This window comes from Shewanella sp. GXUN23E (assembly GCF_050865035.1).
Classification (GTDB): domain Bacteria; phylum Pseudomonadota; class Gammaproteobacteria; order Enterobacterales; family Shewanellaceae; genus Shewanella.
The window spans coordinates 85354-97016 of sequence record NZ_JBOZWP010000019.1 but is presented as its reverse complement, the minus strand read 5'-3'; the positions used below and the strand labels follow the sequence as shown (position 1 = coordinate 97016).

Below are 11663 nucleotides of genomic sequence, written 5' to 3'. Positions count from 1 at the left end.
TACAACAGGCAAAGGCTTCCGGCTCAATATCAAAGGCCTGCACCTTAAACTCCTGACTGAGCCAAAAGGCGATATCACTGCCCACACAGCGGCCGCAGTCTGTGGTCAGCCTTTTCCCCCAGAGCAGGCTCACGGCGATACGCAGGTTCTCTGTGAACGGTCAGCGTGCTGTTGCATTCAGGTGTTGCAGCACTTCAGCTGAAGCCATCTCTATTCGATTTTTAGCCGCCGTACACTGTGATAAATTCACACTGGTCAAAGGCCTGACGCCGCGGCGAGCCGGACTCCAATAGGATCAGGTCAGCCGGTCGCAAACCAAACAAGGTGTCCACTTCAATTTCCATCAGGGTAAAGGCATATCTGACTTCCCCCAGGGTTAACACTCCCTTATCTCCTGTCATTACATAAGTGCCCTGTATGGAGATATCCTGGGGCTGCGCCGCCATCTCCAAGATAACCTGGGTATCACTCAAGCGCTCAAGCGTTGCATGGATCTCGCCACAATCCCGGGTCTGCATCACCACAGGTAAACGGGTTTGCTGTCTGGGCAGATAAATCCCGAGATGGCCCGGCGTATAAAAATGCTTGGAGTGATTGAAGTCGTTTACCGAGATATCTGCCAGGCCCGCTTCCTGCAGGCTCTGTTTCACCAATTCAAGCAAGTCACCGCCATTTAGCAAAGGATGGATCAGCAGCTCAGCCTTGGCAGTACTGTATGGCAAAGGGGATTCCAGCAGCTGTACATCCACTCCCCGGGTTTCCAGCCGCTGTTTTACTTCATCAGCCAACCCGGGGTTATCACCGTACTGCAGATACACCACAGGTGTTGCGCAGCAGCCGGATAATCCAAGGGCAATCAGCAATGCCAAATATTTCATCGATAATCACTTGGCGGTAACCGAAATGCGCTCAACTTCATCCGCAGGCGCGAGCAGATAATCCAGCTGTACCTTACTGCCTGACGCGCCATCACTACTGGCCTCGTACTGCCACTGCGCCAGCGCCTCGACCGCCGACTGGTCAAATACACCTTTTGGCAACGACTTCAGCACGCTGATGTTCTCCACTTTACCCGCAGGCGTAATATCAAAAGCCAGCTGCACATAACCTTCCAACCTCTCTTCCGCGGCCTTGGCTGGATAGACAGGCTCAATGCGTGCGGTTGGGTTTGGATGCTCAGTCGGCTTGCTCTCCCCGGCGATCAACTGCTGACTGCTCATCAGTGCAATCGCCGCCATCAGGCTCATCAGTGCCAACACCAAAATCAAACTCTTGCCGGTCATCTTGTGGTTGTTAAGCTGCATGATTCTCTCCTTGAGTGTGTGTTTGTTGCTGCTTTGGGTCGCCAGCATGGCCAGCGGTCTGGATTGAGCCTGAGCCAACAACAAACGGCCATAGGCAATACGTTGATCGTTATTAAAATTTCGGCAAACGCTGGCGTCACAGGCAAGTTCCTGCTCTTGACGGAATCGGCGATATGCAAGGTGACAGATGGGATTAAACCAACACAGGCTCAGCAAGCCCCAGGCGATAAGGTTGATGGGAATATCCCGGCGGCGCCAGTGCACCAGTTCATGACTGACAATACTTTGTTGCTCAAACGCTGACAGAGTTGGAAAAGTCCGTGGCAACAGCAAAATGGGATTGCGCACACCTGCCAACATAGCGGAGTCGGTATCCACCAGATACGCTGCAAGCGGACTGGACGCAAGTTCAACAGCCTGACCACCAGCCAACAGATTCCTGATCCTGAGCCATTGTACCGAGGCTGCTGCCCACATCAGCGCGGCGCCGCCGAGCCATACCAATAACAATGAGGGCCAAAACCAGGAGAAGCCAACATCCTCTCCGGCAGTAACTTTTACGCTGTAGTAGCTGATTTTGGCAGCCAGCAACGGAGTTTCAGTGACAGCAAACCAGGATGGCACCAGAGCAACCAGCAAGCCTGCCAGCAACTGCAATGGCACCAGCCACCAGCATAGATAGGCCATATTGGCACCGTAGTCTGCCCGGTATTGACTGGAGATAAGCAACAACACACAAACCAGAGTCAGACCAATAAACTGAGCAGTCAACAATGCCATCATGAGTTATTATCCTTCCAATCATCCAACAGCTTTTGCAGCTCAGCAGCATCTTCTGCCGTCAGGGTGTGATCTTTGGCAAATCCTGCCACCAAAGGCGCCAATCGACCGCTGAACAGCCTGTCGATAAAAGACTGGCAGGCCTGTCGTTGATAACGCTCCTGCTCCATCAGAGGAAAATAACAGTAACCCCGTCCCTGCTTTTCAAACCCTATAGCCTGTTTTTTTACCAGACGGCTCAGCAGTGTCTTGATGGTCTTTTCATGCCAGTCTTTGCCTGCATCCGTTTGCTGCAGCGCCTCAACCGCTTGAGTAGAGGTTAATGTACCCCGTTGCCACAGCAGGTTCAGCACCACCAGCTCTGCATTGCTTATCTCGTTCATCCTGTCCCTCATTCAGCCATTAGACGGCAGCAACTCTTATGCGTTAACAGGTCTTTGCCTACAAACGTAATCCAAATTTAAAATTACATTTGTAGTCAATGAGAACAAGAGGGTAGTTCAAAATTCATCCAAAAGGATGGGAAATGGTAGTGAGGGGTATGCCAAAGCTATGAGAACCAGTAGCAGCAAGGATGTCAGCTGTAACTTATTGTCACCGGACATTCACTGTGCCATCGTTGCTCCTATGTGTTATTTACGGAAGCCATAGGGATGGAACACCCAAACTACGCTGAATACTCTATTACTGATCTGCAGGAAGCTCTGGATGCTATCGATAAGGAAGCTTATCCGGAACGCGCCGAACTGATTGGGCAAGAATTGGCTGCACGAGACCCGGAACGAGTTGAAATGCCGAGGCCCGATTACTCCAACTATTCGGTCGAGGAGCTGAATCAGGCACTTCGTGGCATTGACAAAGATGCCTTTCCTGACAGAACAAATGAGCTCCAGCAAGAGATTGCAATGCGCATGTCCAAGCCCAAGGCATTTAATGAAGAGTTTATGGACTCCGGCTTTTTTAAGTCAGCCTATCCTTCCCATGTTGCCTTAAGGGTTTGGTTACATTACACCCTCTGGACCATAGCGATTGGAGTTGTAGCAGGTGTTCCATTCGCCTTTGTCTTTCTCTTCGTTCTTGCGCTGTTTGGCGTACCGGAAAGCTCTCTGCAATGGATATTCACTATCGCCGTTTGGCCTGTCAACTTCTGGATCAGCTATCTGGTTTTAAAGAAATCTCTGGCGACCCGCTACAAGTACTTTGAGCTGGTTATTCTGAGCAGACCCAGAAATGAGTAGAACCACCTCCTGCCCGATATCGAAGGAAAACAGAAATGTCAGGTAACAGTTCAGTGCTTCTCCGACCTTCAATCCGCCAGCTCCGCTGCCTATAATGCGCACAGACTGACAGCAGGGAAAACAGGATGACAGCAGTAACAGGGAAGCAGAGCATAGCGGCGACTGCGATATTCACGGCGATGTTGGCAGCGGGATGCAGCACTCATCAGCACACAGCAAATCCACACGTAGAACTGAGGATACTGGAAACCTCAGATCTGCATATGAATCTGATGGATTTTGATTATTTCAAAGGCAAATCGGATCCGACTATTGGTCTTGCCCGCGTGACATCGGTGATCCAGGCAGCCCGAGCCGAAAAGGTCAATCATGTACTGGTTGATAATGGCGATTTGCTGCAGGGTAGCCCTATGGGCGACTATATTGCCTCGCTGCCGCTCAGCGACTGGCAACATCACCCGGCCTACAAAGCCATGAATACCCTTGACTATACTGTCGGCAATATTGGCAACCATGAATTCAACTATGGCCTGGCATTTCTCAGGCAAGCCACCGCCGGAGCGAATTTTCCCTATATCAGTGCCAATGTGTATTGCGCAGTTGATGACTGCTGGCCTGGGGTGAAAAAACACCGGCCACTGTTTCAGCCATGGATAATTAAACCCACGCAAGTCACTGATACTTTGGGTAATCAACATACACTGCATATCGGCTATATCGGCTTCGTTCCGCCTCAGATAGCACAGTGGGACAGGGCTAATCTGCACGGTAAGGTCTATGCCACCGGCATTGTCGACTCTGCCAGGCGCTATGTGCCACAGATGAAGCAGGCCGGCGCAGATATCGTGATAGCCATTCCTCATTCAGGCATAGGCTCTTCCACTGCGCCCAATGACCCAAATGCTGAGAATGCCAGTTACGCACTGAGTCAGGTACAGGACATAAACGTCATTTTGTTTGGCCACAGCCACGCGGTATTTCCGCACCCCGACTACGCCTCATTACCCAATACCGATATCAACAAAGGTTTGCTCAATGGCGTTCCGGCCGTCATGCCTGGTCGCTGGGGCGATAATCTGGGCATGGTGGATCTTGACCTGACACAGGTTGACGGTAAATGGCAGGTGACCGAAGCCAGCAGCCAGACCAGAGCAATTTTCGACAATACGGAGAAACGCCCTTTGGTTGAGGCATCACCCCATATTCATGCCAGCGTTGCCGATGAACACAGGCAAACGCTTGCCTTTGTCGATACCCCTATTGGCAGGGCCAGCAGTCCTGTATACAGCTATCTGGCATTATTGCAGGATGATCCCAGCGTGCAGATAGTTGCCGATGCCCAGATTGCCCGGGTTAAACAGGCCATTGCAGCATTGCCGGACAATGAACGCCGTGCATTGGCAGGACTTCCGGTTCTGTCGGCCGCCGCACCTTTCAAAGCCGGAGGGCGCCATAAGACGGCAGCGGATGCCGCCCAATATGTGACAGTGGATGCCGGAGAACTGAAATACCGGCACGCCGCCGATCTTTATCTCTATCCCAACACGCTGGTGGCTGTAAAAGTGACAGGTGCAGAGCTGAAGGATTGGCTGGAATGCAGTGCCAATCAGTTCAATTGGATTGACCGCAACAGCAGTCAGCCGCAACGGCTGATTAATCACAGTCATCCAACCTATAACTTTGATGTGATTGACGGCGTCAGCTATCGGATTGATGTCACTGAGCCCAGTAAATTTGATGATAAGTGCCACCCGGTGAACCCGGATGCCAGCCGGATCAGCAGCCTGAGCTATACCACGGATGATGGACAAATAATCAGTGGCCAGGCGTTTGCCGCCAGTGAATTTATCGTGGCCACCAACAACTACCGGGCTTACGGTGGTCAGTTTGCCGGCACAGGGCCGACCCATGTGGTCATGGAGCTGCCCGATAATAACCGCGACGTGCTGGCAAACTACATCAAAGCCCAGAGCAATCAGTATGGTGAAGTGAACCCGAGAGCTGACCACAACTGGGGATTTATCAACATTGACAATCCTTCGCTCAAGGTCGAAGTGACTACGGCGGACAATGCCCGCGCTGCAGAATTTGTGCAGCAGCAAAGCCGCCGGAGCATGACCAGACTGGAAGCTGATAAATCCGGATTCGCCGTCTATCAGCTGGACATGTCCGGGGAGCGCTGATCGGGGTATCAGCTGCGTTTACAACGCGCCTGAGTTTACAGGCGCTGCAATTCATGTTCGCTAGCGGGTCACCACGCAGTTTCGGCCCGCTTTCTTGGCCTTGTAAAGCAGCTCATCGGCCACTTTCATCACGTCAGATGGGCTTTTTCCATCAGCGTGATCCGCCACTCCTATGCTGATAGTCACTGTGACTGTCTTCACCTTTGACTTGCTGCCCCGCTGCCGTTTGCCCTTGTCGTCATCCTTCTCCCGGTCTTCATCACGGATCGCCAAAGGATAAGCCGCCACTGCTTCGCGAAATTCATTTAGCTGGGCCTCACACTGGCGCGCATCCTTGCCCTTGAACAGCATGGTAAATTCCTCACCGCCATAGCGATAGACCTTGGCGCGACCGGCATAACGGATAAGCAACTTGCCCATCAATCGCAGTACATCATCCCCCATCCGGTGCCCATAGGTGTCGTTGAATTTCTTGAAGTGGTCCACATCCATCATCGCCAGCGCATAATGGCGGCCCAGATGCTTCATTTCATTCTCCAGCGCCCGCCGTCCGGGAATTTGCGTCAGCGAATCAATGAATGCCAGCTCGTGGCTGCGATAGATAAGATTGATGATCAGCAGCAGGCCACAGAGCGCAAATGCCAGCGAGGAGATCATTGGCTCCTGCAATCGGGTCAGCGTAATCATCAGCGCAATCAGGCAAGTCAGCGCTGCCATGTCTTCTCCCAGATTGCGATAACTCATCACCAGCGCCGCACCACACAAAGCCACCAGTCCAAGCAGCAGTAACAGCAAAGGCATAGTCGCGCTGATCTGCGGCAGAATAATCAGATAACTCTGCTGCCACTCCTGCAGCTGCCCGGCATCAATGGCCTGCGTCAACCAGCTTGCCAGAGCCAGCTGCAAGACAATCCACAGTAAAAATCCTGCGCCTCCGGGCGACAATAAGCGTCTTGCCGGCATCGCCAGTACCAACAACAGATTGATCGGCATCAGCAGCGTGAGCAGATAGTAAATAAGCCGGGTTTCAACCCCGGTCAATGGCTGCTGCAGTTTAAACTGAACCGTGATGTAAGCCAGTAAGGTCAGCACCACCAAAAAGCCGGTGCGTTGTTGATTGAACAGCTGACTGAGCAACAATGCCAGCAGCATCAACACATAAGGGGCCAGCAACAATAATTCAGGATAAGGAGCCGTCAGTTGCCTCAGCGGATCCAACAGCAGCAACAGGCTGGCGGCGGCGATCAGTTGCAGCACAATTCGCCATCCGGCGGTTTTAAACAGTCCGGTAAAGTTCATAGTTCCAAATAATAACCTGCAGGTGCAATGCAACCTGAAACGAGCCCAAGAAGGGTGCACTAACCAGCTAAAGCGACCGACCGGGCAGTAAACAAAAACAGCGGGAAAATTCCCGCTGTTTTAACGTGGCTATCATATCAGGAGTGACGCAATTCCCGACGCAGGATTTTACCCACGGTACTTTTTGGTAATTGCGCGACAAACTCAATGTGCCGGGGCACTTTATAACCGGTCAGCTGCCCGCGGCAATGGGCGACAATGGACTCTCTTATTGCATCAGATGGCGGAGTATCCTGAGTCAGTACTATCACCGCCTTCACGGCTTCACCGGTGCGCTCGTCAGCTACACCTATCACCGCGCACTCCATCACTGCGGAATGCGCAGCCAGAACATTCTCCACTTCATTGGGATACACATTGAATCCGGAGACATTCACCATGTCTTTTTTACGATCGACAATCCGGTGCATACCATTTTCCAGTGCAATGGCAATATCCCCGGTTTTGAAAAAGCCGTCCGCAGTGAACACATTGGCCGTTTCCTGAGGCTTTTGCCAATATCCGGACATCACCTGCGGGCCACGTACAGCCAGTTCCCCAACTTCCCCCAAAGGCACTTCCTGATCGCTGTCATCCAGAATCTTCACTTCAGTCCCCAGAACCGGCATGCCAATGGTGCCCAACATTTCTTTGCCGGGACAATTGAGCGATACCACAGGTGAAGTCTCAGATAATCCGTAACCTTCACTGATGGTACAACCTGTGGTTTGCCGCCAGAGATCCGAGGCGGCTTCAGTCAGCGCTGTGCCACCGGATATGGTCACTTTCAGGTGACTGAAATCCAGCTTCTGGAAATCCGGCTGATAACACAAACCGATAAACAGAGTATTGAGTCCGGCAAAGCCGGTAAATGGGTACTTGCTCAGGGTCTTTATCATCCCGGGAATATCTCTGGGATTGGGAATAAGTACCGAGCAACCACCGCTTTCAAAATACAGCACCAGATTCACCAGGAAAGCGTAGATGTGATAGATAGGCAAAGGCGCGACAAAGATCTCCTCTCCTTCCACCAATTTATTACCCAGTCTGGATTTACACTGCAGGGCATTGGCTATCAGGTTGCCATGGCTGAGCATTGCCCCTTTGGAAAGGCCGGTAGTACCGCCGGTGTACTGCAGCGCAGCCAATGAATCCTGAGTCAATGCCACAGGCTCAAGCGTTTGACCACTGCCGATCTCCAGCGCCTTTAAAAATGGCACATTATTCAGCCCGGTTTTAGGCTGTGGCTGAGGATCAATCAGATCCAGTGCATGGGTAGAGATCACCAGATCAACCGGTGTGGTTTTGACCACTTTGGCCAGCGTTGGCAACAAATCTGACAGCACCACCAATGCTTTGGCACCACTGTCATTGAATTGATGGATAAGCTCACGCTCGGTATACAAGGGGTTGGTGTTGACCAGCACCATACCGGCGCGCAGCACGCCGTAAGCTGCAATGACAAATTGAGTCAAATTGGGCAGTTGAATGGCGACGCGGTCGCCAGCCTGCAGGCCGGAATGCTGCAGGTAAGCCGCAAAATTCCGCGATAAACTGTCTATCTCGTTGAAAGAAAGTGCTTTCCCCAAACAGGCGTACGCTGGTTTATCCGCAAACCGGGTGATTGCTGTCTCCAACAAATGAGGCAGTGTCTGATACCTGCTGGTATCCAGATGAGATGCCGTATCAAAAACCATCGGGAACCTTCCATTGTTATTCTTGTGTTGATGGAACCATCAGATTAGTTGCAAGCACAACATAAGGTCAACAAAGATCGGTCCTAGATAAGGAGTTATCTTTTGTTTTACAAGCACTTTTGAAAATTGACAGGATTGGATAAAGCGGCAACGAATGACGTGGATACTGGCATCCTCCCCGGACAGTGGTGACGATCACTGTCCGGGGAAGTTTGCTTTGATTAGTTTGCCATGCGCCAGCAAGTCCAACCAATCAAGAAGCTGCATAATGCAGCTGTGGCTTTGTAAACATCTGCAAGGATTCATCCCTGAATCCGGAGGAGAACCTGTGGTCACCAAACCGGTCACCTAAAACAGGTCGGAAGCCTCCTGTTGGGTTGCGCCAGCGAGAACACTCAACTGAGGACCCAGCATCTGTTTACCAAACCATCTACGGGAGTTATGACTATACAACAATCTTGAAACCTGTGTATAACCATGTTAGTAAAAATGTACAAAAGTATGAATGACGCTGAGATTAACACAACTAACTTACTATATTATAAAGATTAATTACATTTAACCAGGCGTTCACACAGCACAGGATTTTTATCCACACCCGTAAAAAATTGACCTTAACTGTTTGCAACCATCAGAAAATCATACTTTTTCTGTATAGCCATCAGATATCAAAGTGCAATCCACATTCGCGTTTCAGGCCGTTAAAACGCGTATCCTCTTCACTCATCCCCAACTCCAACGGCCGGGTTGAATGAGTATCTCCCACTGACACATAGCCCTGCTCCCACAAGGGGTGATATGGCAGGTCATGCTCTGTCAGGTATTCATGTACCTGTTTATTGTTCCAATCAATCACAGGCAACATCTTAAAGCGACCGGATTGCAGCCCAAGTACAGGCAACGCCTCCCGGGTAGAGGACTGACTGCGGCGCAGCCCGGCAAACCAAGTGCCCACCTCAAGCTCCTGCAGCGCCAGCTGCATGGGTTCAAGCTTGTTCAGCCGATTATATCGCTCCAGCCCATCCAGCCCCTGCTCCCACAATTTGCCGAATCTGGCTTCCTGCCAGGCTGGCGACATAGCAGCGCGGTACACCTTCAAATTCAATGTCAGTCTCTGTGCCAGCTCATCAATAAATTGGTAGGTCTCGGGGAACAGATAACCGGTATCCGTCAGAATGACAGGCATCTCCGGGCGCTGCTGTATCATCAGGTGCAACATCAGTGCCCCCTGAATGCCAAAGCTGGAAGACACGGCATGGTTACCTGGGAGAAAGTCCAGTGCCCAGGCGATGCGCTGCGACGCATTCAGCGCCGCCAGGTAGTCATTGACCTGAGCCAGCAGCGCGCGGTGATCGCCCCCCTCCAGCACAGCAGCCAACTGCTGCGCCGTAAAGGGGCTGTCAGGATAGTGAATATCAGCCATGGAAGTCCCTCGCAGCATCAATAACAGGTTTGACCACACCACTGCGCACACAGTAATCACCAAAAGATTCTGTCGCTTCCCGCTTGTCGGCATAAGCCGCAAACAGGGTATCCAGAGCCGCCAGGATCTCAGTTTCCTGAATATTCTCGCGCACCATTTTATTCAGACGGGTGCCCTCGAAATTGGCCCCCAGGTACAGGTTGTAGCGACCCGGCGCTTTACCCACCAAACCAATCTCAGCCGCAAACGGCCGGGCACAGCCATTGGGGCAGCCGGTCATGCGCACTACTATGGGCTGATCGGCAATGCCGTGTTTGGCCTGCAGCTCATCAATTCTGTCCATAAATTCGGGGAAGTAACGTTCGGCCTCAGCCATTGCCAGCGGACAGGTTGGCAGCGCCACACAGGCTATTGAGTGACCACGGCTGGGGCTGACATTCACCAGCAGGCCGTGGGCGGCAGCAATCGACTCGATCTGTGCTTTATCCTGCTCATCCACTCCGGCAATGATGATGTTCTGGTTGGAGGTCATGCGGAAATCGCCTTTGTGAACCCTGGCCAGTTCGCGCATCCCGGTTTGCAGTGGCTTGCCCGGGTAGTCCTTAATCCGCCCGCCTTCGATAAATAGCGTCAGGTGCCACTTGTCATCCACCCCCTTGACCCAGCCATACCTGTCACCACGATCGCCGATAGTGACCTCCCGGACAGGTTCAAACGCCACGCCGGCACGTTTTTCCACTTCCGCCTTAAAAGCCTCAAAGCCATGATCCACTATGGTGTATTTCAGGCGCGAGCGTTTACGGTTGACCCGGTTACCCCAGTCGCGCTGGACCGTCATCACCGCCTCGGCGAATTTAAGGGTGTCTTCGGCTTTAATAAAGCCAAAATCATCAGCAAGACGGGGGAAGGTTTCCACCTCACCATGGGTTGAGCCCATGCCGCCACCGGCCACCAGATTAAAACCCACCAGCTCACCGTTATCAGCCACTGCGATAAAGCCCAGATCATTGGTATACACATCCACATCGTTATCCGGCGGCACCGCCACCGCCATTTTGAACTTGCGCGGCAGATAGGTTTTACCGTAGACAGGCTCGACCTCTTCCTCGGTCGACAGCAGCTTTTCTTCATCCAGCCAGATCTCCGCATACGCGCGGGTGTGGGGCAGCAGATGATCTGACAGCTTCTTGGCCCACTCAAACGCCTGAGCGTGCAGCCTTGACTCCACCGGATTGGGGTTACACATGACATTACGGTTCACATCTCCGCAGGCGGCGATAGAGTCCAGCGCCTCCCTGTCCAGCCCCTGAATGATGGTTTTCAGGTTGCGCTTGGGGATACCGTGATACTGAAAAGTCTGGCGGGTCGTCAGGCGAATGGAATGAGAGCTGGTCAGCTCGCTGGCAATCTTATCCACCCCCAGCCATTGCTCAGGGCTGCAGACCCCGCCCGGCACCCGGGCCCTGAGCATAAATGAGTACAGCGGCTCGAGCTTTTGCGCCTTACGCTCATTACGCAGGTCCCTGTCATCCTGCTGATAAAATCCGTGGAATTTAATCAATTGCTGATCGCCATCGCTGAACGCGCCGGTCACCTGACTGGCCAGTCCTTCCTTGATGGTACCGCGCAGATAATCACTGTCGGTCTTGAGGTATTCGTTGACTGCTAACTTCTGCTCACTCATGGCTGATGCCCCTGCT

9 protein-coding genes are annotated in these 11663 nt (G+C 52.3%); 2 read left to right on the top strand and 7 right to left on the bottom strand.

Annotation, left to right across the window (positions count from 1 at the left end; genetic code table 11):
• Positions 1–221: 221 nt before the first annotated feature.
• From ACRRUX_RS15640 to ACRRUX_RS15630, 3 genes are read right to left on the bottom strand one after another with little or no spacing between them, the layout of a single operon-like run.
• Entirely contained in the window at positions 222–878 is a 657-nt protein-coding gene (locus ACRRUX_RS15640) for a hypothetical protein (protein WP_432531995.1), read from the bottom strand.
• 6 nt (positions 879–884) lie between these two features.
• Positions 885–2087, bottom strand: a complete 1203-nt coding sequence (locus ACRRUX_RS15635) for a M56 family metallopeptidase (protein ID WP_432531993.1) — start codon at positions 2085–2087, stop codon at positions 885–887.
• Positions 2084–2467, bottom strand: a complete 384-nt coding sequence (locus tag ACRRUX_RS15630; RefSeq protein ID WP_432531991.1) for a BlaI/MecI/CopY family transcriptional regulator — start codon at positions 2465–2467, stop codon at positions 2084–2086. The genes ACRRUX_RS15635 and ACRRUX_RS15630 overlap by 4 nt, the downstream gene beginning before the upstream one ends.
• 270 nt (positions 2468–2737) lie before the next feature.
• On the opposite strand from ACRRUX_RS15630, the gene ACRRUX_RS15625 reads away from it, so the two are divergent.
• Together ACRRUX_RS15625 and ACRRUX_RS15620 are read left to right on the top strand one after the other, a co-directional pair.
• Positions 2738–3322, top strand: coding sequence for a hypothetical protein (locus ACRRUX_RS15625; protein ID WP_432531989.1), 585 nt, complete (start codon positions 2738–2740; stop codon positions 3320–3322).
• A gap of 125 nt (positions 3323–3447) precedes the next feature.
• Complete coding sequence (locus tag ACRRUX_RS15620; protein WP_432531987.1) at positions 3448–5505, top strand: bifunctional 2',3'-cyclic-nucleotide 2'-phosphodiesterase/3'-nucleotidase; 2058 nt, start codon at positions 3448–3450, stop codon at positions 5503–5505.
• Between the two features lie 60 nt (positions 5506–5565).
• Here the strand turns inward: ACRRUX_RS15620 and ACRRUX_RS15615 are convergent, their stop codons facing one another.
• From ACRRUX_RS15615 to cysI, 4 genes are all read right to left on the bottom strand, one after another.
• The gene (locus ACRRUX_RS15615) at positions 5566–6804 is read right to left on the bottom strand and encodes a diguanylate cyclase (RefSeq protein ID WP_432531985.1); all 1239 of its coding nucleotides are present in this window, start codon (positions 6802–6804) and stop codon (positions 5566–5568) included.
• A 137-nt stretch (positions 6805–6941) separates the two neighbouring features.
• A complete protein-coding gene (locus ACRRUX_RS15610) occupies positions 6942–8540 on the bottom strand; it encodes an AMP-binding protein (RefSeq protein ID WP_432531983.1) in 1599 nt (532 codons plus the stop codon).
• 661 nt (positions 8541–9201) lie between these two features.
• Complete coding sequence (locus ACRRUX_RS15605) at positions 9202–9963, bottom strand: phosphoadenylyl-sulfate reductase (RefSeq protein WP_432531981.1); 762 nt, start codon at positions 9961–9963, stop codon at positions 9202–9204.
• The gene (gene cysI / locus ACRRUX_RS15600; protein ID WP_432531979.1) at positions 9956–11647 is read right to left on the bottom strand and encodes an assimilatory sulfite reductase (NADPH) hemoprotein subunit; all 1692 of its coding nucleotides are present in this window, start codon (positions 11645–11647) and stop codon (positions 9956–9958) included. Before cysI ends, ACRRUX_RS15605 begins: the two co-directional genes overlap by 8 nt.
• Positions 11648–11663 lie beyond the last annotated feature (16 nt).

Excerpts from the sequence above, each read along its gene's own strand:
- ACRRUX_RS15635 (WP_432531993.1), bottom strand. The coding sequence starts at position 2,087 with ATGATGGCATTGTTGACTGCTCAGTTTATTGGTCTGACTCTGGTTTGT.
- ACRRUX_RS15640 (WP_432531995.1), bottom strand. The coding sequence starts at position 878 with ATGAAATATTTGGCATTGCTGATTGCCCTTGGATTATCCGGCTGCTGC.
- ACRRUX_RS15620 (WP_432531987.1), top strand. The coding sequence starts at position 3,448 with ATGACAGCAGTAACAGGGAAGCAGAGCATAGCGGCGACTGCGATATTC.
- ACRRUX_RS15605 (WP_432531981.1), bottom strand. The coding sequence starts at position 9,963 with ATGGCTGATATTCACTATCCTGACAGCCCCTTTACGGCGCAGCAGTTG.
- ACRRUX_RS15610 (WP_432531983.1), bottom strand. The coding sequence starts at position 8,540 with ATGGTTTTTGATACGGCATCTCATCTGGATACCAGCAGGTATCAGACA.
- ACRRUX_RS15615 (WP_432531985.1), bottom strand. The coding sequence starts at position 6,804 with ATGAACTTTACCGGACTGTTTAAAACCGCCGGATGGCGAATTGTGCTG.
- cysI (WP_432531979.1), bottom strand. The coding sequence starts at position 11,647 with ATGAGTGAGCAGAAGTTAGCAGTCAACGAATACCTCAAGACCGACAGT.
- ACRRUX_RS15625 (WP_432531989.1), top strand. The coding sequence starts at position 2,738 with ATGGAACACCCAAACTACGCTGAATACTCTATTACTGATCTGCAGGAA.
- ACRRUX_RS15630 (WP_432531991.1), bottom strand. The coding sequence starts at position 2,467 with ATGAACGAGATAAGCAATGCAGAGCTGGTGGTGCTGAACCTGCTGTGG.